Below are 26,412 nucleotides of genomic sequence, written 5' to 3' on the forward strand. Positions count from 1 at the left end.
GCTCTAAACTACCTAATTAATTAAATTCTAGTTCTACATCTTGCGCCGCCATCAGTGATAACTTGTGAATTAAGTCATCACTAGGCGTAACACACCATTCGGTTCCTAACGTAATCTCAGCCAACGCATCAGGACGTTGATAGAATACTTTAATAGGACACGTGCCAAACTTATAAGGTTCAAGCACTTTTTGTAAATTATCGAAGAAGTTCGCCTCGATCTGCACCATATTCAGCGTCATTTTAATCGCTTTTATACGCTTTTCTCGCGCTTGAGCAATGGTGCATATGTCTCTGGCGGTCATTGTAATGCCACCGGAGAAGTTATCAAAGCTGACCTGTCCAGATATTACCAAGATATTGTTAACTTGCAGCATATCTTGGTACATTTCAAACTGTTCTGGGAATAAGCGTACATCAATACGGGCACTCTTGTCATCTAAAGTTACAAGACCCCAACGATTTCCCTTTTTATTTATGAGCGTGCGCGCCGCAATGACTAAGCCTGCAGCGGTTGACTGCACGTCGCGATTCGTTGGCTGCAAATCAACCAAACGCCCCGAAGTATAATATTTAAGCTCTTTTCGGTACTGATTAATCGGGTGGCCCGTTAAATACAGCCCTAACGTTTCTTTTTCACCGTCTAACCATTCGTTATCCGTAAGGTCTGGGGCTTTAATAAAGGCTTGTTCAACTTCGTCTGGCTCTGTGGCTAATAAACCAAATAAATCAGCCTGACCAAGCGACTCTGCTTTATGGTGCTGGTCTGCCGCTCGCATGGCATCTTTTAAACTAGCTAACAATGTTGCACGACCAGGCTGGGTTTTATCAGGGCCTAACTGATCCAGCGCCCCCGCATAAATAAGTTTTTCTACTACGCGTTTATTTAAACGTTTTAAATCAACGCGAGCACAAAAATCAAATAAGTCTTTAAACGGGCCGCCTTCTTTACGCGCTTCTAAAATGGCTTCTACTGGGGCTTCACCCACCCCTTTAATCGCACCAATACCGTAAACGATTTGGCCTTTTAAGTTAACCGTAAACTTGTACTCACCCGCATTTACATCAGGCGGTAGCAAGGTTAACTTCATGTTTTCACATTCGTCGACCAAGGTAACAATTTTATCGGTGTTATCCATATCAGCCGACATTACGGCCGCCATAAACTCGGCCGGATAATGCGTTTTCATCCACAGAGTTTGATACGACACCAATGCATAAGCAGCGGAGTGAGATTTGTTAAAGCCGTAACCTGCGAACTTTTCGACCAAGTCGAAGATTTTTATCGCTAGTTCGCCGTCAATACCGTTCTTTTCTGCACCTTCTTCGAAGGTTGAACGCTGCTTGGCCATTTCTTCAGGTTTTTTCTTACCCATTGCACGGCGAAGCATGTCTGCGCCACCAAGGGTATAGCCTGCCAGTACCTGCGCAATCTGCATTACCTGCTCTTGATACAGGATGATGCCGTAGGTCGGCTCTAATATTGGCTGTAAGCTTTCATGTTGCCACTGTACATCGGGGTACGATATTTCTTCACGCCCATGCTTACGGTCGATAAAGTTATCTACCATGCCTGATTGCAGTGGACCCGGTCGGAATAATGCCACGAGTGCAATCATATCCTCAAAGCAGTCTGGTTTTAGACGACGAATAAGGTCTTTCATGCCGCGCGATTCTAGCTGGAAAACCGCGGTCGTCTCAGCGCGGAGCAATAAGTCAATGCTGGGTTTATCATCAAGCGGGATAGCATTGATATCAACGGGGTCTTTACCTTCGCGCGCTAAACGCTCGTTGGTCATGTCGAGCGCCCATTGCAAGATGGTTAATGTTCTTAAACCTAAGAAGTCGAACTTAACCAAACCTGCGGTTTCAACGTCATTTTTGTCAAATTGAGTTACCGGGAACTTGCCTTCATCGTCGCAATAAAGTGCAGCAAAATCGGTGATCGTGGTGGGTGAAATTACCACCCCCCCTGCGTGTTTACCGGCATTACGTGTACACCCTTCAAGAATGCGACACATGTCGATAAGCTCTTTTACTTCTTCGTCACCGTCATAGGCTTCTTGTAAACGCGGCTCTACATCAAACGCTTTCGCAAGCGTCATACCGGGGTCGCCAGGGACTAGTTTTGATATGCGATCGACAAACCCATAAGGGTGGCCAAGTACACGCCCCACATCACGAATAACCGCTTTTGCAGCCATAGTCCCAAAGGTGATAATTTGCGATACCGCGTCGCGGCCATACAATGCCGATACGTGATCAATCACTTCATCACGTCTGTCCATGCAGAAGTCAACGTCAAAGTCGGGCATGGATACACGTTCAGGGTTCAAGAAACGTTCGAATAGTAAGTCAAATTCAAGCGGATCTAAGTCGGTAATTTTAAGTGCATATGCAACCAACGAGCCTGCACCCGAGCCACGTCCCGGTCCCACTGGAATATTGTTATCCTTACTCCACTGGATGAACTCCATTACGATTAAGAAGTAACCTGGGAACCCCATTTGGTTAATTACATCGAGCTCTATTTGTAAGCGCTCATCGTATTCTACGCGCTTTTCTTTTCGCTCTTCTTCATCGGGGAATAAAAACTGCAGTCGCTCTTCAAGACCATCTTTCGATACTTTAACTAAGAATTCATCGATTTTGAGCGAGCCCGTTGGGTAATCGGGTAAGAAATAGGTGCCCAACTGTACGGTTACGTTACAGCGTTTTGCAATTTCAACGGTGTTTTCGAGCGCTTCAGGAATATCACTAAAGAGCTCAGCCATTTGCTCAGCTGTTTTTAGGTATTGCTGATCAGAAAAACGTTTTGGTCGGCGCTTATCTTCAAGGGTGTAACCATCATGAATTGCAACACGAATTTCGTGGGCTTCGAAGTTTTCAGGTTTTAAAAACACCACCTCGTTAGTGGCCACCACGGGCAGTTGTTCTTGGCTTGCTAATTCTACCGCTAAATGAAGGTAATCTTCTTCAAATGGGCGCTCAGTCCGAATAAGCTCAATATAATAATGGTCACTAAAGTGTTGCTTATAAAAACTCACCACCGACTCAATCAGGCCAGCATTGCCTTTAAGTAATGCTTTGCCTAAATCGCCATCTTTTGCGCCTGATAAAATTATGAGGCCATTTTTGAGCCCCACCAGCCATTCACGGTCAATCACGGGACGATGAAAAACATGCCCGCGTTGATACGCTTTAGAGATTAATAACGTGAGGTTTTTATAGCCTTCGTTATCTTTGGCTAAAATAGTTATTCGGCATGGTTCATCTTCGAATTCGGGGCTTCGTAACCAAAAATCAGCTCCCACAATTGGCTTAATTCCAGCGCCATGTGCAGCCCCATAAAAACGCACCAAACCACATAAGTTCATCTGGTCTGTTATGGCCAGCGCTGGCATTTGTAGCTCTTCTGCTTTGGCAACGATTGGTTTTGTTTTTGCGAGGCCATCCACCATTGAGAAATCAGAATGAACACGTAAATGAACAAATTGCGGCGCAGGCATTAGCGTTGCTCTCCTTTTAACGCCAAAATGCGCTGCACAGGTTTAAAGCTTTTGCGATGCTCATTAATAGCACCATACTGTTCTAGTGCAGCAAAATGCGCTTTGGTTGGGTAACCTTTATGTCCTGCGAAGCCGTATTCTGGATAGCGTTTATCGAGTTCAATCATTTCGTCGTCTCGGGCCACTTTCGCAAGAATTGATGCAGCCGAAATCTCTTCCACTAAGCTGTCGCCTTTAACTACCGCTTGCGCAGGTATGGTTAATTGGCTAGGAACGCGATTACCGTCAATAAATACAAACTCAGGTTTTACACTGAGTCCTTCAACCGCACGGCTCATTGCCAGCATAGTGGCATGTAAAATATTAAGCTCGTCAATCTCGCTTGGGCTACAACGACCAATGGCATAACACAGGGCTTTTTCTTTGATTTCTGCGGCTAAAAGTTGGCGTTTTTTATCCGACAATTTTTTTGAGTCGGCTAGTCCCACAATCGGTTTTGTAGGGTCGAGGATCACCGCGGCGGTTACTACGTCACCAACGAGCGGGCCACGTCCTACTTCATCAACACCGGCAATATAATTTACATGTGGTCGATCAATCTGCATTTAGTAACTCCGCGACTGCTGTTGCAGCTTGTTCGTTGGCATTTAACCTAATTTCTTTATGAATCGCTAAAAAGCGTGCTTTTAGTTCACTATTATCTGAATTTAACATAGGTGTGAGTGCATTTGTTAAATTATCAACATTACATTCTGTTTGTAGGTACTCGGGGACAAGCTCTTCATCGGCCAGTAAATTCGGTAGCGAAAAGTACTTGATGTTAAAGGTAAACAGCGTTTTAAATATCCAATAGCTCATTGGCTTTATTTTATACCCTACTACCATTGGCTTTTTATAGAGCATGCCTTCTAATGTCGCGGTCCCTGAGGCAAGTAAAATCGCATCAGCAGCTTGCATAGCAAGATTTGACTGGCCATCGAGTAACTGTAATTTTAAATGAGGGGCTGTTTTTTCTAGAATGTCACAAAACTGAGTTTTTCGCTTTTCGTTAACGAGTGGTACCACTATTTTCAGTGCTGGGTTTTCTGCCTGTAGTTTAGCGGCTGTTTGAATGTAAGTGTCACTCAAAAGACCCACTTCTGAGCCTCGGCTGCCCGGTAAAAGCGCCAATACTTTGTCTGAATCTGATAAACCGAGTGCATTACGCGCTTTGCTCTGATCATGCTCCAGCGCAATATCATCAGCCAGCGTATGACCAACAAATGTGCAAGGCACGTTGTGCTTGTCATAAAATGCTTTTTCGAATGGTAATAAAGCCAACACTAAATTAGTTGCTGCGCTGATTTTATGAATACGCTTTTCACGCCACGCCCAAACAGAGGGGCTCACATATTGAATTGTTTTGATACCCGCTTCTTTTAGCGGCTTTTCAACACGTAAGTTAAAGTCTGGCGCATCAATACCAATAAAGACATCAGGCGGATTATCTATAAAATGTTGCACGAGCTGTTTGCGAATTTTTAATAAGCGCGGTAAGCGCCCCAACACTTCAACCAGCCCCATTACCGACAACTCATCCATATCGAATAACGTTGTACAACCCGCAGCTTGCATACGCGGCCCTGCAATTCCTTCAAAAATAGCATCTGGGAAACGTACTTTAAGTGCTTTAATGAGCCCTTCACCTAAAATATCACCTGATAACTCACCTGCCACCAAGGCAATACGTAACGGCTTTGTTTGTTCTTTCATTCGTTGATAATTCGCAACTTTCTGCACTAATAAAAATGAGTTTACCGTGTTTTAGCAATCGGATAAATGTCACAGAGTTAATAAATACTAGAAATTAAAATTGCGATTAAAAGTTGCTCTAAAAGCCGTTTATAAAATAGATAAAAACAATGCCAGCACAGGGGACTACTCACTTTTGAGTAAGTCAAAGGGGTTGAATTAGTAATTAATCACGTTCTTAAATTATAGATTAATCATTTGAAATATTTAGTTTTTATCTCTAATCTGTAGAATTAACGAACAATCGCTATCATATTAATTTCCTATTTTCTATTGACTAAAATAGATACAAGGTTAATATTCACGAAGTTTCAGTAATTACTGAAACTTTGAAAGCTGTTTTTTGTCGTGTCTACCGCACCCTTTAATAAGGAGCTAAACAATGATAGATGAAACATTTGTGGATCTATCGCGATTGCAATTTGCAATTACTGCCCTCTTTCACTTTCTATTTGTACCACTCACTATAGGTATGACGTGGATTTTGGTGATCATGGAATCCGTTTATGTGATGACAGGTCGTGAAATTTACCGTGATATGACTAAGTTTTGGGGTAAGTTGTTTGGTATAAACTTTGCGATTGGTGTGGCCACTGGTCTCACTATGGAGTTTGAGTTTGGTACTAACTGGTCTTATTACTCTCACTATGTGGGTGATATTTTTGGCGCTCCTCTGGCTATTGAAGGGTTGATGGCGTTCTTTTTAGAATCGACCTTTGTCGGCATGTTTTTCCTTGGTTGGGAGCGACTCACAAAACGTCAACACCTTGCAGCGACCTTTTTAATGGCTTTAGGCACCAACCTTTCGGCATTATGGATTTTGATTGCCAATGGTTGGATGCAGAACCCTGTGGGCGCAGAGTTTAACTATCAAACCATGCGCATGGAAATGACCAGCTTTGCGGAGCTAGTATTCAACCCCGTCGCACAGGTTAAATTTATTCATACGGTGTCTGCCGGTTATGTCGCGGCTTCAATGTTCGTACTCGGCATCAGTAGTTGGTACATACTCAAAGGTCGTGATTTGGCCTTTGCGAAACGTTCATTCTCTGTTGCATCAGGTTTTGGCCTTGCCTCTATTTTATGCGTTATTTTACTAGGAGATGAATCTGGCTACGAAGTAGGCGAAGTGCAAAAAGTTAAACTGGCTGCAATCGAGGCTGAATGGCACACAGAAGAAGCGCCCGCAGCATTTACACTGGTAGGTATTCCTAACTCTGAACAACAAGTCACCCATGCTGCGGTTAAAATACCTTATGCGTTGGGCATTATTGCGACACGTTCGATTGATGAACAAGTCACGGGTATCAAAGATTTAGAAAAACAACACGAAACACGTATTCGTAACGGTATGCAAGCATACGAGTATCTCGAAAAATTGCGTGGTGGTGATGACTCCGCCGAGAACATTGCCAAGTTCGATACACTGAAAGCTGACCTCGGTTATGGTCTGTTGCTTAAACGCTACACCCCTAATGTGGTTGATGCCACAGAAGCGCAAATTCAGAAAGCGGTGAAAGACTCATTTCCGAAAGTGGGACCCATGTTTTGGTCATTTAGGATAATGGTTGGCTGCGGTGTGATTATGTTAGGGGTCTTTGTACTGGCCTTTTACTATAACGCTAAACGCGTTATAGAGCATAAGCGCTGGTTACTCTGGGCCGCCGTGTGGAGTATTCCATTACCTTGGATTGCTATTGAGTTCGGTTGGATTGTTGCTGAATATGGACGTCAACCATGGGCTATTTCAGAAATATTACCCACATTTTTAGCAACCTCCTCGTTAACTGTAAATGATTTGCTGATCAGCATTACGGGCTTTATTGTATTTTACACCGGTCTAGCAAGCGTTGAAGGTTGGTTGATGCTGCGCTTTGTTAAACAAGGGCCTAGCTCTTTGCACACAGGTAAATATCATCACGAACTCATTAAAGAAGACTCGCTAGCAGGCCAAGGAGTACAGTCATGATCTTTGATTACGAAACACTAAAATTAATCTGGTGGGTATTAATCGGTGTGCTCTTGATTGGCTTTGCTGTTACCGATGGCATGGATATGGGAGTGGCTATTTTGCTCCGCCTTGTTGGCAAAACAGATGTCGAGCGCCGAACCGTTATAAATACCATCGGGGCTCACTGGGATGGTAACCAAGTGTGGTTTATTACCGCTGGGGGTGCATTATTCGCTGCATGGCCTATGGTGTATGCTGCTGCATTCTCAGGCTTTTATTTTGCAATGATGCTGGTCTTATTTGCGCTGTTTTTCAGACCACTTGGGTTTGATTATCGCTCAAAAATTGAGTCAGCTCGTTGGCGAAATAACTGGGATTGGGGCTTGTTTGCAGGCAGTTTTATTCCTGCACTCGTATTTGGGGTTGCTTTTGGTAACTTGCTACAAGGTGTGCCTTATCATATTGACGATTTATTGCGTGTAAGCTATCAAGGCTCATTCTTTGCTTTACTTAATCCATTTGCCATTGTTGCTGGCTTAATAAGTGTGCTTATGTTGGTTGGTCATGCGGGTATGTGGCTGCAACTTCGTACCGATGCAGATGTAGCCAAACGCTCAGCACAATATGGCCGATATGCACTTATGGCGTTTATTGTATTGTTTGCTTTAGCCGGTGTTTGGGTATCGCAAATTGACGGTTATACAATCGTCAGCATGGGCGACACTCAAGGCTATGCGAACCCACTGGCTAAAACAGTAACGCAGGCACCAGGTGCATGGCTTGATAACTATACAAAAATGCCACTAACGATGCTGTTCCCTGCTCTTGCATTTGCAATGGCGGCACTGGCTATTGTGTTATCGAAATTACAAAAACCAGCGATGGCACTGTTCTCTTCAAGCTTAATGCTTGCTGGCGTGATATTAACTGCGGGTATGTCAATGTTCCCGTTTGTTATGCCTTCAAGCAACAACCCAAATATTAGTCTTACTATGTGGGATGCGGTTTCGAGCCATATGACACTCAACGTGATGTTTATTGCTGCGGTTATTTTTGTTCCTTTAATTTTAACTTACACAACATGGTGTTATGTGAAGATGTGGCGAAAAGTCACTATCGGTGAAATCGAAAACAACACTCACGGTAGCTATTAAGGAGATTTAATTATGTGGTATTTTGCCTGGATATTAGGTGTTCTATTAGCCTGTACACTTGGGGTAATTAACGTGATGTGGTACGAATTTCATCAACATAAAGATTCTATCGCTGATGATGAGCTAGAGCTGTACGCGAGACTCAAAAACAACGATGACAACTAAACCCCGACCAAATCGCGCGCAGCAGCAAACGCTGCGCGCTTTTTTAAAGCAGTATAGTCAGTCCGCTTCTGGGCTTCTTAAATTAAGCATTAGTCTGGGCACTTTCAATGCCCTGTTAATGATTGCCTCTTGTTACTTACTTGCAAATGCCGCGCATCAAGTTATGTTCGAGCAAGCAAACTTGCAAGCCGTAAGTCCTTTATTATGGCCTCTTGCTGGGCTAATTTTAGTTCGTGCTTTGTTGGTTGCGCTAAGTGAACGCGTGAGTAACCTTGCCGCGTTAAAAATAAAAAACGTGATGCGAAATACATTGCTAGAAAAGCTCACCAAACTTGGGCCAGCCTACAGTGAACAAAAAGGTCACGGCGCTACACTTAATACCTTACACAATGGTGTTGAAGCACTGCATCAATATTACGCCAACTATATTCCAAGTGTGGCTTACAGCGCACTTATTCCATTTGCGATATTAGTGGTGATTTTTCCAACCGATTACAAAGCAGGCCTGATTTTCCTATTAACAGCCCCGCTTATCCCATTTTTTATGATTTTAGTGGGCCATAAGGCTGAACAGTTAAATCAAGAGCGTTGGCAACAGCTAGCGGTACTAGGAAATTACTTTTTTGACCGATTACAAGGACTGACTCAACTCAAGCTCTTTAATGCAACCAAGCGTGAGCTAAATAGCATTAGTCAGATTTCTGATGATTACCGTGGTGCGACCATGGGGGTGTTGAAAGTCGCCTTTTTATCATCTTTCGCCCTTGAATTTTTAGCCACCATTAGTGTTGCCCTTGTTGCCGTTATCATTGGCTTTAGGCTGTTTTTTGGCACCCTCGACTTTGCCACTGGTTTTGTGGTGTTATTACTGGCTCCTGAGTTTTATTTACCGCTTAGGCAAATGGGCACCCACTACCATGCAAAACTTGAAGGTATCAGCGCTGCTGCTGATATGGTCGAGATTATTAATCACAGTGAAGCAGATGAACACACGGGTACTTCCCCTCTCCCATTACCACTTGAAGACATAAAACTAACCGCACTTAACTATCACTACCCCGAAACAAACGAAGGGGTGACAGATATCAATTTAACACTACCTAACACGGGTTTAATTGCATTTGTTGGCGAAAGTGGCTCAGGGAAAAGTACTTTATTTGACTGCCTATTAGGTTTTCATCATCACGCTAACCACGCCATTAACATCAACGGACAACCCTTAAGTGACACAGCTTTAAGTGATTGGCATGCACAGCTTGCATGGATCCCTCAACACGCCACTTTATTTTACCGAAGTGTTGCCGACAATCTGCGTCTAGCTAAACCTGATGCATGCCAAGACGAGCTCATTGAAGCCGCCAGTAAAGCGGGCGCACTTGAATTTATTAACGCTTTACCACATGGCTTTGATACCTTACTGGGTGAGCAAGGTGAAGGCCTCTCCGGTGGGCAAAAACAGCGCATAGCGCTTGCCCGTGCATTTTTAAAAGATGCCCCAGTTCTACTACTCGATGAACCTACAGCACATTTAGACAGCCAAACAGAGCAGCTTATCAACCAAGCAATCTGTGAATATGCGAAAAATCATTTAGTCTTGGTCATTGCTCACAGACTTAATACGGTAAAGCACGCTGATACCCTTTACGTAATGCAGCAAGGCAGCATTGTAGAGTCGGGCCGATATAAACAACTGGTCAACGACGCGGGGCTATTTGCAAAACTGGTAAGTCGAGGTGAAGCCCATGCATAATTTTGTACGCTTACTTAAACTATGCAAACCGCATGCTGGCATGCTGTTACTCGGGGCTTTTTTAGCAAGCTTAACCGTGCTGGCTAATGTGGGTTTACTGGCTATTTCAGGCTGGTTTTTGGCCGCGATGGCTGCCGCTGGCATTGCCGGTGTGCAGATGAACTATTTTACTCCAGCAGGCGTAATCCGCTTTTTAGCGATTGTGCGAACCGCATCGCGTTATGGCGAGCGTATGATTACACATAACGCGACATTTTTATTATTGAGCGAGATTCGCGTAAAAATGTTCGCAACACTGAGTCGGCTCAATAATGTCGATTTAGCAATGAGCCGCAGTGCCGATTTAGTCAATCGATTACAAAACGATGTCGACGCGCTCGATAAGTTTTACTTAAATGTGCTGCTACCAATCATCGTTGCGCTTTTTACTATCCCAATTGTGATGGCGTTTATGGCAGCGTATAACGCCGACGTTGCATTGCTATGCTTTATTTCATTAATGGTTATAGGGGTGCTACTCCCCGCTTTACTAAGCCGTAAACTTCATAAAGAAGCGCATGTCGAAACACAACTTAGTGCAGAATTAAGAGCTGAACTTGCCGATACATTAAAAGGGGCAAGAGAGCTTGCTGTATATCAAGCACAAAACGCTCAACTCACGCATTGTGATTCTTTAAGCCAACAATACAATGCTCAGCTCTATAGCCGCCATAAAGCGGTTGCAAACAGCAATGGTTTAAGCACCTTGGTTATTCAACTGACTATGCTGGCAAGTGTGTTTATGATTATTCCATTGGTTTCTCTGGGCACCATGAAAAACGTTGAACTGGCTATGCTGGCGTTATTTGTTTTAGCAAGCTTTGAAACTGTACTCACCCTGCCTACAGCGTTTATAGAATTACCTCTGACCTTAAGCGCCGCAGAGCGCCTGTTCGTTCTTGAAGACAATCACAGCAAAGCCAATACACAGCAAAATGAAATAGACAATCAATCAGCGCTCGGTCTTACGTTAAGTAATGTCAGTTATCAATACGCTGGAAGCACACATAAGGCACTTAATAACATCAACGTGTCTGTCAGTGCTGCAAGCAAGGTTGCGCTGGTTGGTGCCAGTGGCAGTGGTAAAACCACGCTTGTTAATTTACTCACCGGTCTTTGGCCACTGCAATCAGGCTCTTTAAAGCTGACCACAGACGAGCACAGTTTTGAACTTGAGAGCATGACACCTTCAGCACGCTTTAAACAACTGACAATTGTTGCGCAGCAGCATCATATTTTTGATGGCACTCTGCGTGAAAACCTACTCTATGCAGCGCCTGATGCAACAGATGAAATGCTTATTCAAGCCTGCGAACAAGCACAACTCAGCTCTTGGCTTAACAATTTAAAGGCCGGGCTCAATACCCGTTTAGGCATAGCAGGTAGAAAGCTGTCGCACGGTCAATCACGCCGTATTGCAATTGCTCAAGCCATATTAAGGCACGGTAATTTAGTCATTCTTGACGAACCGACAGAAAGTTTAGATAACCACACTAAATACCATTTGCTTAATACACTTGAGACAGTTTGGGCAGATAAAACGATGCTCACTATTACCCATGACCCAGCCATGCTTAGCCGGGTTGATAAGGTCATTTGGTTAGAGCAAGGGAAAATAAGAGCAGTGGCCACTCATGCAGAGTTGCTTGCAAACGAAGCTGATTATGTTGAGCTGATCACGCGCTTTTAATCGAGCTGCTCAACCGTAACGTCAATCACACCGTGCTTTAAGGAGGCTATTTCTGAAAACGCCTGCTTAGATAAATCAATAATGCGACCGCGAATAAATGGGCCGCGGTCGTTAATGGTAACAATCACACTTTTGTTGTTGGCAAGGTTCGTCACTTTGACCCGTTGGCCAAACCTAAGTGTTTTATGAGCAGCACTCAGGGCTTGTTGATTAAAAGCCTCCCCGCTTGCTGTCGTTCGACCATGGTACTTGTCAGCGTAATAACTCGCTTTACCTTTTTCTATCGCGCCTTTTGGTACGGAAGGTGCGCTACTACAGCCACTCATTAGCAAGGTCGCTAACACTAAAATAAAGAGTTTGTTCATATTGATTGTCCTTTTTAATCAATAAATTTAGCAAATCATTGCTTAGTAAAACCTGAACTACAGATACAAAAAAGCCACCTGTCGGTGGCTTTTCGTCTATCGCTATTGATTAGCGAATGATTCCGCGCTCAGAACTTTTCACAAAGTCGATCATAAGCTGAACGGCTGGGTATTTTGCTGCATCTTCGCTGAGTTCAGCGATTGCCTCTTCTACACCTAGGCTCTTACGGTAAAGTGTTTTATACGCACGGCGTGTTGCCATTATTTCATCACTTTCAAAACCACGACGTTTCATGCCTTCTGTATTGATAGCAACGGGTCCTGCTGGGGTACCAATCGTTGTAACAAACGGAGGAACATCTTTGTTAACGCCTGAATACATGCCAACAAATGCATGTGCACCCACTTTACAAAATTGATGAATACCCGAGTTACCAGCAAGAATAACCCAATCACCAATGTGTACATGGCCTGCAACAGATGCATTATTAGCAAAAATAACGTTATCGCCAATAACGGCATCATGCGCAACATGGGTGTACGCCATAAACAAGTTATTGCTACCAATTTTAGTAACGCCTTGGTCTTGGATAGTACCACGGTGGATTGTTGCACATTCACGAATTACGTTGTTATCACCGATAATTAACGTAGTTGGCTCATTAGCATATTTTTTGTCTTGGCAAGCTTCACCAACCGATGCAAATTGAAAAATATGGTTACCAGAACCTATTGTCGATGGGCCTTTAACAACCACATGAGACTCAATGATACAGTTATCACCAATTTCTACATCATTACCAATGTAGCTGTATGGGCCAACTGAAACATTATTTCCAAGCTTCGCACCTGGTTCGATTATCGCCGTAGGATGGATCACTGTTAAAACTCTCTTCTCGCACACATGATTTCGGCAGTACACACTACTTTGCCGTCAACTTTTGCTTCTGCTGCAAATTTCCATATATTGCGGCGCTCTTTTACAAACTCTACATGCAAATGCATCGTATCGCCAGGTAAAACGGGTTGCTTGAATCGCGCATTATCAATCGCAGCAAATAAATAAAGTTCATTTTCGCTACGGTTTTCAACTGTTTTAAAACCGAGTAAACCAGTCGCTTGAGCCATTGCTTCTAAAATCAACACACCTGGGAAGATTGGTTGATTAGGAAAATGTCCCGTAAAAATAGGTTCATTCACTGTTACATTTTTAATAGCATGTAACGACTCGCCTGGCGTGTAATCTAGTACACGGTCAACAAGCAACATCGGATAACGATGCGGAAGTAAACTCAAGATATCTTGGATATCAAGACTATTTAATTCATTTGCCAAAATAGCTTCCTTATTTGTCTTCAATATTGAGTGACTTTGTCAGTGACTCAAGTGCTTTAATGCGGTCTTTCATATCACCTAAATTACGGATATGGGCGATACTGCGTCGCCATTCTTTATTGGTTAGATGCGGTAAACCAGATGAGTAGATCCCAGGTTCAGTGATTGCCTTTGTCACCATACTCATGCCTGTGATTATAGCACCATCGCATACGCTAATGTGACCATTAATTGCGACCATGCCACCAATCTGACAATTCTTACCAATCACGGTACTGCCAGCAAAAACAGTGCAACCAGCAACGGCTGTACCTGAACCGATCTCGACATTATGCGCTATTTGACATTGATTATCGATAATTACATTACTATGGATGAGTGTGTCGTCAAGTGCACCACGGTCAATGGTGGTCGATGCCCCAACTTCTACTTTATCACCTATAATAACGCGACCCAGCTGCGGAATTTTCACCCACTCGCCACGCTCATTTGCATAGCCAAACCCGTCACTGCCGACCACGGTATTCGCCTGAAATAAGCAGTCACTGCCAATTTCAACGTCGTGGTAAATAGTGACATTAGCCCAAAGTTTAGTGCCTTGACCTATTTTTGCATTTTCGCCAATGAAACAACCTGGGCCAATTTGCACATCATTTGCAATCACGGCACCGGCTTCAATCACGACGTTAGCAGCAATCGCGACATTATCACCAATTGAGGCTGAATCGTGAATGACTGCACTCGGATGAACACCTGTCGTAGCAGAGCGTGGCGTCGTGTCCATTAATTGAGCTAGCTTGGCGTAGCACACGTACGGGTTAGCAACAATAATCTTGTTACCCGCAAAATACTCAGCGTCGGCAGGTGATAAGATCACCGCACTGGCTTGTGTATCATCTAATTGCGAGCGATATTTCTTGTTCGCTAAAAATGCAATATGCCCAGTACGGGCATTTGCAAGTGTTGATATTTTTTTAATCTCTGTAGCGCCATCACCCTGAAGTTCGGCGCCCAAAAGATCCGCAATCTGCGAAAGCGTGTAGTTTTGCATATATGGTTTCTATTGCTTACTTACTTTTTCAACTACTTTATCTGATAAATCAGATACTGTTTTAGAGTTAACGTAAATTGTGGTTTCTTTCACTTTTACTTCGTCAAACTTGCCAGCTTTAGCAACTTCTTCAATTGCATCTAAGATTAGCTTTTGTACTTTCGCTAATTCTTGGTTTTGACGCATTTTGATTTCTTGCTCTAAAGGACGGCCTTTTTCTGCAAGTTGTTGTTGCATACCTTGAATCTTAGTACGTAATTCTTCTTTTTGCTTGTCGCTCATTGTCGTTGCTTCACGCTTGAACTTTTCAGCTTCAAAACGGATATCACCTTGCAGCTTTTCAAGCTCCTGACGACGCTCTGAGAATTCAGCTTCAAGTGTTTGTTCAACTTTCGCCATTTGAGGGATTTGTTTATAAATTTCTTGCATGTCTACAATCCCTACCTTGTGCGCAAAAGCATTAGTAGATAGGCCCATAGACAATGTAGCAAGAAGTGCAAACGCTGTTGATTTAAATGATTTTTTCACAAAAAACTCCTTTAGAATGTATTACTAATATTAAAGCTGATGGTCTTCGTATCGTCATCTTCTTCTTTTTGCAATGGATACGCAAAACTGATCAGCATTGGACCCATTGGAGAGATCCATTGTAGTGATAGACCGGTTGACACCCTAAAGCGCATAGGATCTGAATAATCCTCTAGTTTAGCGCGTTGATCAGGTAACAAGTTTTGATAACGGTCAATGTTAAACTCTGTATCCCATACGTTCGCAGCATCCACGAAGAAGCTTGTACGTACAGAGCTGGTGTTTTCTTCATCTAAGAAAGGCGTAGGAACAATAAGCTCCATACCTGCAACTGCTTTGGCGTTACCACCAATACGGCCTTGTGGTATTAATACATCAAATTCTGATGCGCCACCAATACTGCCTGTCGTTGTACCATCTGGCAGCGGTGTGCCCGGAATACTTTGCGGTGAACGAGACACCGCGCGCGGTAGAATTGTATTACGGTCAAAGCCACGCAGTTCCATCTCTGTGATACGGAAGAACTCTTGGAAAGGCAGCGTTTGGTCATAGCCATTTGTCGTGCCATAACCATTACCATAAGCAAGGGCTGCACGCGTTGAGAATACCCAACGATGGTCATTACTGATTGGCCAGTAAAAACGTGAATCATAATTTAACTTAAAGTAGGTTAAATCTGAATTCGGCGTTGTACCAGTTAAGTTAAGTGACTGACGCGAACCCGCTGTTGGGAATAAACCACGGTTTACAGTAACACGCGACCACCCTGCACTCAGCTCAAACTTGGTAAAGTCGAAACCTGCATCTGGATTTTCTGGGTCTAAGAAGGTTTCACGCATTACACGTGTTTGCTCATATTCTGCAATATCAGACAGTTCTTCTTGAATCCAACGGAAACCAAAGTTAATACGGTTCACCGCATCAATTGGGAAACCAATATTGGTACCAATACCATAACTCTTCGATTTATAGTCGATAAGACTAAATTTGCTCGCATCATAGTTGCTATAGAAGATACTACTTCCTTGCGATACACCATCCGGCGTAAAGTAAGGGTCGGTATACGACAAGCTGATACGCTCAGAACCACGTGAGGTATTAATGTTAAAGCCAATTTGGTTACCGGTGCCTAAGAAGTTTGATTCACTCACACCAATATTAAATTGCAGACCCAAGTATGAACCATACGCAAGGCCCGCATTAAAGCTACCAGCAGATTGTTCTTTAACCGTAAAGTCTACATCAACTTGGTCGTCAACACCGGGAACTGGCACCACATTAAAATCAACACTTTCCATGTATGGAAGACGTTGAATTTGTAATTTTGAACGCTCAAGATTTTGATTTGAAAGCCATGCACCTTCAAGCTGTGTCATCTCACGACGAACAACTTCATCCGCAGTATTTTGGTTACCACCAACAATGATTCGGCGAACATACACACGCTTACCTGGATTAACAGACAGTGTCAGTTGCACTTCTTTCTTTTCATCATCAATCTCAGGAATGGTGCGCACTTCTGCGTTTGCATAGCCAAAACGTGCTAAGTAGCTTTTGATAAATTCTTCAGATGACGTAACCACTGAACCATTATAAAGCTCACCAGTTTTTAGCGGTATAACACTCTTAATTAGCTCTTCTCGACCTAATAAATCACCGATGAAGTCAAAACCCTTTACGGTGTATTTTACACCTTCGGTAATATTAGCGGTTACATAAACAGAATCGCGCTCAGGGCTAACCGATACTTGTGTTGAATCGATATTAAAACGCAGGTAACCACGGTCTAAGTAGTAACTACGAATTTTCTCTAAATCGCCTTCGATAGTTTGCTTTTGATAACGGTCACTCGACATAAACTTCCACCATGGCAAGTCTTGTTGTGACTCAGCAAGTTTTAGCAATTCTTCGTCAGAGAATAACTCGTTACCCACGAGGTTTATTTGACGAATTGACGCGGCGTCACCTTCATCAAACTTAAATAATAATTTTACACGGTTACGTGGCAGCTTTGTGATGCTAACTTCCACTTTTGCATTGTATTTACCAATACTGTGGAAAAACTCAACTAAGCCTTTTTCAATGTTATCAAGTACCGTTTTATCAAGCGGCTCACCAGTACGAATATCTTGCTGGTCTAGCGACTCGTTTAACTGCTCATCTTTGATGTCTTTGTTACCATCAAACTCAATGAGGCTAATCGTAGGGCGCTCAGTTACTCGAAAAATGACGTTATTACCGTCACGTAACGCTTTAATATTGTCAAAGTGACCAGAGCGATAGAGAGCCTTTATGGTTCTTGAAATTGTGTACTCATCAATATTATCGCCCACGTTGATCGGAATATGGGTTAGCGCTGCACCTAGAGCAACACGTTGTAAACCTTCAACTTTTAAATCTTCTACAATAAAGGAGTTTTGGCCTAGGGCTGCAAAGCTTGCACCTAATAAACTTGAAACTGCCAAATGTTTTTTTATAGCCATTTTGTTATCTTTATCCTTTACAACTGTATTACCGCTCAACACCTTATAAATTAAACTTTTGCGGTGTTTTACAATCGTGTTCAAATTGGAATTTTTCACTTATTTGTTATAAACGCGATACATCATTGAACAAAGCGAAACATGTTAAAAATATGAGTAGTAAGGCACCCACTTTAAAACCAAATTCTTGCGTCTTTTCAGAGACCGGCTTTTTGCGAAAAAGTTCAATTATGTAATACATTAAGTGCCCACCATCAAGCACTGGCAACGGTAATAAGTTAAATACGCCAAGGTTTACACTGATCAAAGCTAAAAAGCTTAAAAATGCAACCAAGCCATAGCTTACGCTAGTTCCCGCTCCAACTGCAATGCCTACAGGGCCACTTAAATTTTTAACCGAGACTTGACCTGTAATTAAATTACCAATCATGTCAAAACTTAGGGTGATTAAACGCCATGTTTCTTGTATGCCCAGCACAATACTATCGACAGGGCCATAATGTCTAGTTTCAATATAATTTTCTGGCCATGCTTCAACTACAGGAGCCACACCTAAAAAGCCCTGCGCTACACCATCTGCATTGGTTCTGCTCTGAGGTGTCACAGTCAACTTTCTTATACTATCTTGCCTTTGTACACTAAATTGTAAGGATTTGTTAGGTGATTGCTGAATAACTGAAACTAACTGGGTCCAACTGCTGATATTTTCGCCATTTACAGCCACAATTGTGTCATTAACCTGTAAACCAGCCAGCTCAGCGGCTGAGTCTTTAGTGATTTGCGCAACGGTTAATGTTGCTTCAGGTCTAAAGGGCACAATACCGATTGAGGTCAATGGTGGGACATCTTGCTGATCAAGTTTCCAACCATCTAGATTTAAAGTGCGGACATGTTTTTGGTAATTCTGATCACGTAATGTGACGACCACACTTTGCTCACCTAAGCGGCTCATTAATGAGAATGTGGCATCTTGCCAAGTGCTGATATCATCTTCACCAATTTTGATAATTTGCTGATTAGGTTCGATCTTAGCCGCTGCTGCACGACTGCCCTCGGTTACAGAACCCACCACAGGCTTTAATGATTGCACACCGACCATGTACATTACAGCAAGTGCAAAAATAGCGAACAAAAAATTGGCCATAGGACCTGCTGCTACAATCGCAATTCGCGCTTTCACTGACTTAGCATTAAATGATAAATGACGCTCTTCAGCAGGCACTTCATCGACACGCTCATCCAGCATTTTAACGTAGCCACCAAGGGGAATAGCAGCAATAACATATTCTGTTTTGTGTTTGTCGTACCACTTAATCAGTGGTTTACCGAAACCTATTGAGAAACGTAGCACTTTTACACCCGCTTTACGGGCTACCCAAAAATGCCCATACTCATGGACAGTCACTAAAATACCCAGTGCCAAGATAAACGAACCAAGGTTCCAGAAAAAATCAAACATGTTAGTTCAGACCCCTTTTTATAAACTCACTCGCTTTGATACGTGCAGCTTCATCACACGCTAAAATCTCTTCCAGCGTGTGTACGTTCACATCCTCAGTCGCGTTGAGTGTCTGTGAGTTTATACGGTAAATATCAGTGAAACCGATTTGCCCATTTAAAAATGCAGCGACGGCAATCTCATTCGCAGCATTGACTGTTGTTGTTGCACCCTGTCCCATTTCACACGCATCAATGGCCAGTTTAAGGTTAGGGTAACGTGCATAATCAGGTTTGGTAAATGTAAAATCAGCAATCTGAGAAAAATCAAGCGGCTTAACCCCTGCATCAACACGTTCAGGAAACGCCAGTGCATGCGCTATCGGAGTACGCATATCAGGATTTCCCATTTGCGCAAGCACCGAACCATCTTGATATTGCACCATAGAATGAATGATACTTTGCGGGTGGATCACCACTTCAATATCGCTAGCATGGCAATTAAACAGCCATTTAGCCTCGATAAACTCAAGCCCTTTATTCATCATGGTTGCTGAGTCGACTGAGATTTTTTGTCCCATAGACCAATTTGGGTGCGCAACAGCTTCTGCCACAGTGACCGATGACAAACTCTTTAAGTCACGCGTCAAAAATGGCCCACCAGAACCTGTCAGTAATATTTTACTCACGCCGTTGTCGGACAGTAACCCCGCAGAGGCTTGCAGTTTTGCTGGCATACATTGAAAAATAGCATTATGTTCGCTGTCAATCGGCAACAAGGTTGCACCGTGTTGTTTTACTTTATCAATAAACAACTGACCCGACATAACTAACGATTCTTTATTGGCAAGCAGTACTTTTTTACCTGCTTCAACCGCACTTAACGTGGGTAATAGACCTGCCGCGCCGACAATGGCCGACATAACCGTATCAACATCACCATGCGCCGACAGCTCACTCATAGCAGTGACACCCGCGAGCACATCAGTTGTACAAGCGGTATTAGCTAACAACGATTTTAATTTATTTGCAGCGTTCTCATCCGCCATCACTGCAAATTTAGGCTGATGCGTAATACACAACTCTGCCATTTTTTCTGCATTTTGCCCCGCGGTTAATGCAAAAACAGCAAAACGATCTGTATTTCTAGAAACAACGTCTAAGGTGCTTAAACCGATTGAGCCAGTTGCGCCAAGTACGACAAGCTGTTCTATTTTGCTCATAAACTTAACGTCCATGCATAACAAAGCACAAAAATAGGCGCCGCAGCTGTTAAACTGTCAATACGGTCCAAAATGCCGCCATGACCGGGTAGGCATGAGCCACTGTCTTTTAAGCCGACTTCACGTTTAAACATACTTTCTAATAAATCACCGACTGCTGAAAACAAGGCGATAAACGCGGTCATTACGGCGTAGATTGGCCATACTGCCATGTCTACATTGGTAAAGTGACAAAACGCCAAAACAAAAATAACCGCGGCAACAATGCCCCCCAATAGACCTTCAATCGTCTTATTTGGGCTGACTTTCGGCATGAGCTTGCGTTTACCTAGGTTTTTTCCGGTGAAATAAGCGCCGATGTCTGCGCTCCATACAATACCTAGCACGACTAAAATAAGCACTGATCCAAAATGCGTCGACTCGGTATACCCTGCACTTCTTAAGGTATTGAGCGCAAGCCACAACGGTACTAAAGTAAGGAATCCTGCAATCGCGCGCATGAGAATGCCTTCATTCCATGCTTTTGCCATGGCTGGGTAGCGCCATACTAAGTACGTCGCAACAATCCACCATGCAAATGAAAGGGTAAATAAATAGTTCGCGTCACCAACAAGCTGACCATTTTGCCACAACGTTTCAATAGGCCAATGCCAATTGAAAAGAGCAAGAATGACCGCCGTGGCTGCCACAAATGAAAAACGTTTAATTTTATCGCACAGGCCCATAAAAGCTGACCATTCCCACGCACCAAGTAAAACAATACCAGCGGCGATATAACTAAATAATGTTAGTGGGGTATAAAAAACCAGTACAAGTGCAAGCGGTGCCAGCACCAGCGAGGTTAAAATTCGTTGTTTAAGCAATGTGTGTACCTTCAACTAGTAATTAGGTCTCGGCGAGTAATTGTTTTATTTGTTCGCCGGTACAACCAAATCGTCGCTCTCTGGCAACGTAACATGCGACAGCATCAGCAAAAGCAGCTTCATTGAAGTCTGGCCAAAGCGTATCGGTAAAGTAAAGCTCAGCATAGGCAGCTTGCCATAAAAGAAAATTACTAATGCGTAAATCACCACCAGTGCGGATCATTAAATCAAGCTCACCTTGACCTGCCATACTCATGTGTTCATTCATGAGGTCTTCTGTAATCTCTTCAGCTGCTAATTCGCCCGCAGCGACTTTTTTTGCAAGTGCGGTTGCTGCGTTGGTTATATCCCAACGACCGCCATAGTTAGCTGCAACATTTAATTGTAGACCCGTATTATTACGAGTTAATTCATGGGCTGCATCAACTTTGTTTCGCAAACTTTCTGAAAAGCGCGATAAATCACCAATAATAGTGAGCTTTACATTATTCTTATGAAGTTTTTTAACTTCTTTGCCCAGTACGAATAAAAACAGTTCCATGAGTGTATTTACTTCGTCTTCTGGACGTCGCCAATTTTCACTACTAAATGCGAATAGTGTTAACGACTGTATACCTAAGCGAGTACAAAATTGCACTGATTGACGAACCGCATCAACGCCCTTTTTATGCCCATATACACGTGGGCGATTTTTCGCTTGCGCCCAACGACCGTTGCCATCCATGATTATAGCGACATGCTTAGGCAAACTTTGCTGGGAAATTTTATCAGCGTTAAGAACCATAAATATCGAGTATTCCATAAAAAAACGCCGTCTAGTATACCCCAGACGGCGTTTCAAAACTAATAAATTTAGTTGCTTAGATTTCCATCAACTCTGCTTCTTTCGCAGCCAGCTGTGTATCCATCTCTTTGATGAATTTGTCCGTTAGCTTTTGAATTTCATCTTCAGCTTGGCGTGCTTCATCTTCAGAAATATCTTTATCTTTCAATAAGCTCTTAATATCGCCATTGGCATCACGACGAATATTACGAATGGCAACACGGCCACCTTCAACTTCACCACGTACAATTTTGATAAGGTCTTTACGACGCTCTTCTGTGAGTGGAGGAAGTGGTACACGGATTACAGTACCTGCTGACATAGGGTTTAAACCTAGGTCAGATGCCATAATTGCTTTTTCTACCGCTTGTGCAAGCGACTTATCAAACACACTAATTGCAAGGGTACGAGAATCTTCAATCGTCACATTTGCAACTTGGTTTAATGGCGTGTCTGCACCGTAGTAAGACACTTGAATGCCGTCTAGTAATGCTGGGTGAGCACGACCTGTACGAATTTTAGATAATTGACTGCCTAGTGCCGCAACACTTTTTTGCATGCGCTCTGACGCATCTTTTTTGATATCGTTAATCACGGTTCAATCCTAATCTATTTAACAATTTCATCTGAGGCTTGTGAAGAGATAAGCGTTCCTTCATCTTCGCCCATAATAACACGCTTAAGCGCGCCTGATTTATTCATATTAAAAACGCTTAAAGGCATTTTGTGGTCACGTGCAAGTGTGAATGCCGCCAAATCCATCACCTTTAACTCTTTTTCGATGATCTCATTGTAGCTTAAGTGGCGATATAGTGTAGCTTCTGGGTTTTTAACTGGGTCATCAGAATAAACACCATCTACTTTCGTTGCTTTGATCACGGTGTCAGCTTCAATTTCAATACCACGTAAACACGCAGCAGAATCTGTTGTAAAGAATGGATTACCTGTGCCCGCAGCAAAAATAACAACACGGCCAGATTTTAATAAGCTAATCGCTTCAGCCCAGTTGTATGCATCACACACACCATTAAGTGGAATAGCAGACATTAGACGACAATTTACAAATGCACGGTGAAGCGCATCACGCATCGCTAAACCATTCATTACAGTCGCTAACATACCCATGTGGTCACCTACAACGCGGTTCATACCCGCTTCGGCTAATGAACCACCACGCAAGAAGTTACCGCCACCGATAACTAAACCTACTTCTACGTCGAGCTCTACAAGTTCTTTAATTTCTTGCGCCATACGGTCAAGTACTTTCGGGTCGATGCCGAAGCCTTCGTCTCCCATTAATGCTTCACCGCTAAGTTTAAGAAGAACACGTCTAAAAATAGGTTTACGATTGATAGTCATAGTATTTGGGCCAGCCTTAATAATGAGATAAAAAATAACCGCGCTTATGGTTACACATAAAACGCGGTTATTTTAAAGAATTTTCGTCAGTGACGCAAAAGCTAATAGCAGATTAATTTCATCTAATTATCGTTGCGTCACTTACGTTGAAAATTACTCGCCTTTTGCAGCAGCGATTTGTGCAGCAACTTCAGCAGCGAAATCTTCTTCTTTACGCTCGATACCTTCACCCACTTCTAAACGGATGAAGTTAGTAACAGTTGCGCCTTTCTCTTTAAGAATTTCACCAACAGTTTTCTTAGGTTCCATGATGAAAGCTTGACCAGTAAGAGAGATCTCACCAGTGAATTTCTTCATACGACCAACAACCATTTTCTCAGCGATTTCAGCAGGCTTGCCTTCGTTCATCGCGATGTCGATTTGAACTGCTTTTTCTTTTTCAACAACGTCAGCTGGAACGTCTTCTGGGTTTACGAACTCAGGCTTAGACGCAGCAACGTGCATTGCAACGTGCTTAAGTGTTTCTTCGTCAGCATCACCTACTACAACAACACCGATACGGTCGCCGTGGCGGTATGCAGATAGTTTTTCACCGTCGATGTACTCAACGCGACGAACGTTGATGTTTTCACCGATTTTAGCAACAAGTGCAACACGTGTTTCTTCGAACTGTGCTTTAAGTGCATCGATGTCTGCTTTTGATTCAACAGCAGCATCTAAAACTTCGTTAGCAAAACCAAGGAAGTTTGAGTCTTTAGCAACGAAGTCAGTTTGACAGTTAACTTCAAGAAGTGCAGCGAAACCGTTGCCTTCTTTGATAAGGATTGTACCTTCAGCAGCGATGTTACCCGCTTTTTTAGCAGCCTTTGCAGCACCGCTCTTACGCATGTTTTCGATCGCTAACTCAATGTCACCGTTAGTTTCAGTTAACGCTTTTTTACAATCCATCATGCCAGCGCCAGTACGCTCGCGTAATTCTTTAACTAGGGCAGCAGTTACAGCCATTAGAATATCCTCAATTGAATTCTGTTATTAGGGAAGCGGTATAGGCCGCTTTACAAGAATAACAAGTCTTCACCTTAAGTAAGATGAAGACTTGATGACAGCTAATTATTCAGCTTCTACGAAGTCGTCTTTCTCAGCTTGAGCAACGATGTTGTTCTCACGACCTTCAGTGATCGCAGCTGCAACAGCACTTGTGTAAAGGTTGATAGCACGGATCGCATCGTCGTTACCAGGTACGATGTAATCAACACCGTCTGGGTTAGAGTTAGTATCAACGATAGCAACAACTGGAATACCTAGGTTGTTAGCTTCACGGATAGCGATGTGCTCGTGGTCTGCATCGATAACGAAAAGTGCGTCAGGAAGACCGCCCATATCTTTGATACCACCAAGGCTCTTTTCAAGCTTTTCCATTTCACGAGTAAGCATTAACGCTTCTTTCTTAGTTAATTTCTCGAAAGTACCGTCTTGGCTTTGTGCTTCAAGGTCTTTAAGACGCTTGATTGATTGGCGAACTGTTTTCCAGTTAGTCAACATACCACCTAACCAACGGTGGTTTACGTAGAACTGATCGCTTTGAAGAGCTGCTTCTTTAACTGCTTCGCTTGCTGCGCGCTTAGTACCAACGAAAAGTACTTTACCTTTGTTAGAAGCTGCGTTCGATAAGAACTTAAGTGCTTCGTTGAACATTGGTACAGTTTGCTCTAGGTTGATGATATGTACACGGTTACGAGCGCCGAAGATGAAAGGCTTCATCTTAGGATTCCAGTAACGTGCTTGGTGACCAAAGTGAACACCAGCTTGAAGCATATCGCGCATTGAAACGTTTGCCATTTGTAAATTCCTCTAATAGTTTAGGGTTAGGCCTCCACATATCCCATAGCACCAACACCTAAGTTAATTTGTAACTTATGTGCACCCAAGTGTATGTGACGATACGTGTGTGTGTTAAAATAAAATTGTGTTTGTCTTAAATACAAAAAATCAGTAAAGAATTTATTTGTAAAAAGACGGCGCGCTTTATACCATATTAAAATTGAAAACTCAACATTCAGTGCAAAAATTGTGCACTGAAAAATGACCTGAAAAACAACTTTGGAGCCTCAATGAGTGCTGTGATCAAGACCCCTGAAGAAATCGAAAAAATGCGTGTTGCCGGGCGCTTAGCCGCTGAGGTACTCGAAATGATAGAACCGCATGTGGTGCCTGGTGTAACTACAGATGAATTGAATACAATTTGCCACGATTACATCGTTAATGTGCAAGACGCGATTCCAGCGCCGCTAAACTATCACGGTTTCCCTAAATCAATCTGCACCTCAGTGAATCATGTTATTTGTCACGGTATTCCTAACGACAAACCTCTCAAAGAAGGTGACAGCGTTAATATCGATGTAACCGTAATTAAAGATGGCTTTCATGGTGATACCTCAAAGATGTTCCATGTAGGCACACCCAATATTCAAGGCAAACGCCTTGCTGATATAACCCAAGAAAGCCTTTACCTTGCCATAAAAATGGTAAAACCAGGTGTTCGCTTAGGTGACATTGGTGCCGCGATTCAAAAGTACGCAGAAAGCTTTAATTATTCGATTGTACGTGAATATTGTGGTCATGGTATCGGCGCTGAGTTCCACGAAGAACCTCAAGTAATGCACTACGGCAAACCAGGTACAGGCGAGGTGTTAAAAGCAGGAATGTGTTTAACAATTGAGCCAATGGTGAACGCAGGAAAACGCCAATGTAAGTTATTAAAAGATAACTGGACTGTCGTTACAAAAGACCGTTCATTGTCTGCTCAGTGGGAACACACACTGTTAGTGACTGAAAATGGTGTTGAAATTTTAACGCTCCGATCAGATGATACTATCGACAGGATCATCGAACACTAG

At 43.0% G+C, this 26,412-nt stretch carries 23 protein-coding genes; 6 read left to right on the plus strand and 17 right to left on the minus strand.

The features are described from left to right. Positions 1 to 16: 16 nt before the first annotated feature. Genes dnaE through lpxB form a run of 3 tightly spaced genes read right to left on the minus strand, consistent with a single transcriptional unit; the run spans position 17 to position 5,260 of the window. The gene (gene dnaE / locus ACSSVW_RS07075; RefSeq protein WP_074988618.1) at positions 17 to 3,508 is read right to left on the minus strand and encodes a DNA polymerase III subunit alpha; all 3,492 of its coding nucleotides are present in this window, start codon (positions 3,506 to 3,508) and stop codon (positions 17 to 19) included. Next, a complete protein-coding gene (gene rnhB / locus ACSSVW_RS07080) occupies positions 3,508 to 4,113 on the minus strand; it encodes a ribonuclease HII (RefSeq protein ID WP_075594266.1) in 606 nt (201 codons plus the stop codon). Before rnhB ends, dnaE begins: the two co-directional genes overlap by 1 nt. Beyond that, a complete protein-coding gene (gene lpxB / locus ACSSVW_RS07085) occupies positions 4,103 to 5,260 on the minus strand; it encodes a lipid-A-disaccharide synthase (RefSeq protein WP_036969702.1) in 1,158 nt (385 codons plus the stop codon). The genes rnhB and lpxB overlap by 11 nt, the downstream gene beginning before the upstream one ends. Before the next feature lie 421 nt (positions 5,261 to 5,681). Here lpxB and ACSSVW_RS07090 point away from each other — a divergent pair, with 421 nt between their 5' ends. From ACSSVW_RS07090 to cydC, 5 genes are read left to right on the plus strand one after another with little or no spacing between them, the layout of a single operon-like run. Further along, entirely contained in the window at positions 5,682 to 7,268 is a 1,587-nt protein-coding gene (locus ACSSVW_RS07090) for a cytochrome ubiquinol oxidase subunit I (protein ID WP_454179071.1), read from the plus strand. Continuing rightward, positions 7,265 to 8,404: a cytochrome d ubiquinol oxidase subunit II gene (gene cydB, locus ACSSVW_RS07095; RefSeq protein ID WP_454179072.1), complete on the plus strand. Its 1,140-nt coding sequence runs from the start codon at positions 7,265 to 7,267 to the stop codon at positions 8,402 to 8,404. The genes ACSSVW_RS07090 and cydB overlap by 4 nt, the downstream gene beginning before the upstream one ends. Positions 8,405 to 8,416: 12 nt before the next feature. Further along, entirely contained in the window at positions 8,417 to 8,569 is a 153-nt protein-coding gene (gene cydX, locus ACSSVW_RS07100; RefSeq protein ID WP_036969707.1) for a cytochrome bd-I oxidase subunit CydX, read from the plus strand. Further along, the gene (cydD, locus tag ACSSVW_RS07105; protein WP_454179073.1) at positions 8,559 to 10,319 is read left to right on the plus strand and encodes a thiol reductant ABC exporter subunit CydD; all 1,761 of its coding nucleotides are present in this window, start codon (positions 8,559 to 8,561) and stop codon (positions 10,317 to 10,319) included. The genes cydX and cydD overlap by 11 nt, the downstream gene beginning before the upstream one ends. Continuing rightward, positions 10,312 to 12,048 carry a thiol reductant ABC exporter subunit CydC gene (gene cydC / locus ACSSVW_RS07110; protein ID WP_454179074.1) on the plus strand — a complete coding sequence of 579 codons (1,737 nt, stop codon included), beginning with the start codon at positions 10,312 to 10,314 and terminating at the stop codon, positions 12,046 to 12,048. The genes cydD and cydC overlap by 8 nt, the downstream gene beginning before the upstream one ends. On the opposite strand, the gene ACSSVW_RS07115 is transcribed toward cydC, so the two are convergent. The 14 genes from ACSSVW_RS07115 to rpsB form a co-directional block, all read right to left on the minus strand. Then, the gene (locus ACSSVW_RS07115; protein WP_141687274.1) at positions 12,045 to 12,419 is read right to left on the minus strand and encodes a septal ring lytic transglycosylase RlpA family protein; all 375 of its coding nucleotides are present in this window, start codon (positions 12,417 to 12,419) and stop codon (positions 12,045 to 12,047) included. The genes cydC and ACSSVW_RS07115 overlap by 4 nt on opposite strands. Before the next feature lie 103 nt (positions 12,420 to 12,522). Then, positions 12,523 to 13,293 carry an acyl-ACP--UDP-N-acetylglucosamine O-acyltransferase gene (gene lpxA / locus ACSSVW_RS07120; RefSeq protein WP_036969713.1) on the minus strand — a complete coding sequence of 257 codons (771 nt, stop codon included), beginning with the start codon at positions 13,291 to 13,293 and terminating at the stop codon, positions 12,523 to 12,525. Between the two features lie 2 nt (positions 13,294 to 13,295). Then, positions 13,296 to 13,748 (minus strand): 3-hydroxyacyl-ACP dehydratase FabZ, encoded by a 453-nt coding sequence (gene fabZ / locus ACSSVW_RS07125; protein ID WP_036969715.1) that lies wholly within the window; start codon positions 13,746 to 13,748, stop codon positions 13,296 to 13,298. A gap of 10 nt (positions 13,749 to 13,758) precedes the next feature. Beyond that, entirely contained in the window at positions 13,759 to 14,799 is a 1,041-nt protein-coding gene (gene lpxD, locus ACSSVW_RS07130) for a UDP-3-O-(3-hydroxymyristoyl)glucosamine N-acyltransferase (protein ID WP_075594262.1), read from the minus strand. 9 nt (positions 14,800 to 14,808) lie between these two features. Next, complete coding sequence (locus ACSSVW_RS07135; RefSeq protein ID WP_036969722.1) at positions 14,809 to 15,327, minus strand: OmpH family outer membrane protein; 519 nt, start codon at positions 15,325 to 15,327, stop codon at positions 14,809 to 14,811. 11 nt (positions 15,328 to 15,338) lie between these two features. Next, positions 15,339 to 17,810, minus strand: a complete 2,472-nt coding sequence (gene bamA, locus ACSSVW_RS07140) for an outer membrane protein assembly factor BamA (RefSeq protein WP_454179075.1) — start codon at positions 17,808 to 17,810, stop codon at positions 15,339 to 15,341. A gap of 106 nt (positions 17,811 to 17,916) precedes the next feature. Then, positions 17,917 to 19,269: a sigma E protease regulator RseP gene (gene rseP, locus ACSSVW_RS07145; protein ID WP_036969731.1), complete on the minus strand. Its 1,353-nt coding sequence runs from the start codon at positions 19,267 to 19,269 to the stop codon at positions 17,917 to 17,919. Position 19,270: 1 nt separating this feature from the next. Beyond that, complete coding sequence (gene ispC / locus ACSSVW_RS07150; RefSeq protein ID WP_118844130.1) at positions 19,271 to 20,470, minus strand: 1-deoxy-D-xylulose-5-phosphate reductoisomerase; 1,200 nt, start codon at positions 20,468 to 20,470, stop codon at positions 19,271 to 19,273. Next, the gene (locus ACSSVW_RS07155) at positions 20,467 to 21,333 is read right to left on the minus strand and encodes a phosphatidate cytidylyltransferase (protein WP_417699672.1); all 867 of its coding nucleotides are present in this window, start codon (positions 21,331 to 21,333) and stop codon (positions 20,467 to 20,469) included. The genes ispC and ACSSVW_RS07155 overlap by 4 nt, the downstream gene beginning before the upstream one ends. 22 nt (positions 21,334 to 21,355) lie before the next feature. Beyond that, on the minus strand, positions 21,356 to 22,135 hold the full coding sequence (locus ACSSVW_RS07160) for an isoprenyl transferase (protein WP_036969734.1): 780 nt from the start codon (positions 22,133 to 22,135) through the stop codon (positions 21,356 to 21,358). Between the two features lie 58 nt (positions 22,136 to 22,193). Further along, the gene (gene frr / locus ACSSVW_RS07165; protein WP_036969745.1) at positions 22,194 to 22,751 is read right to left on the minus strand and encodes a ribosome recycling factor; all 558 of its coding nucleotides are present in this window, start codon (positions 22,749 to 22,751) and stop codon (positions 22,194 to 22,196) included. A gap of 14 nt (positions 22,752 to 22,765) precedes the next feature. Beyond that, positions 22,766 to 23,515 carry a UMP kinase gene (gene pyrH / locus ACSSVW_RS07170; RefSeq protein WP_036969747.1) on the minus strand — a complete coding sequence of 250 codons (750 nt, stop codon included), beginning with the start codon at positions 23,513 to 23,515 and terminating at the stop codon, positions 22,766 to 22,768. 153 nt (positions 23,516 to 23,668) lie between these two features. Then, complete coding sequence (gene tsf / locus ACSSVW_RS07175) at positions 23,669 to 24,520, minus strand: translation elongation factor Ts (protein ID WP_036969749.1); 852 nt, start codon at positions 24,518 to 24,520, stop codon at positions 23,669 to 23,671. A gap of 105 nt (positions 24,521 to 24,625) precedes the next feature. Continuing rightward, the gene (gene rpsB / locus ACSSVW_RS07180; protein ID WP_036969753.1) at positions 24,626 to 25,354 is read right to left on the minus strand and encodes a 30S ribosomal protein S2; all 729 of its coding nucleotides are present in this window, start codon (positions 25,352 to 25,354) and stop codon (positions 24,626 to 24,628) included. Between the two features lie 248 nt (positions 25,355 to 25,602). On the opposite strand from rpsB, the gene map reads away from it, so the two are divergent. Continuing rightward, on the plus strand, positions 25,603 to 26,412 hold the full coding sequence (gene map, locus ACSSVW_RS07185) for a type I methionyl aminopeptidase (protein WP_227006846.1): 810 nt from the start codon (positions 25,603 to 25,605) through the stop codon (positions 26,410 to 26,412).

Source organism: Pseudoalteromonas sp. MBR-15 (assembly GCF_053628915.1).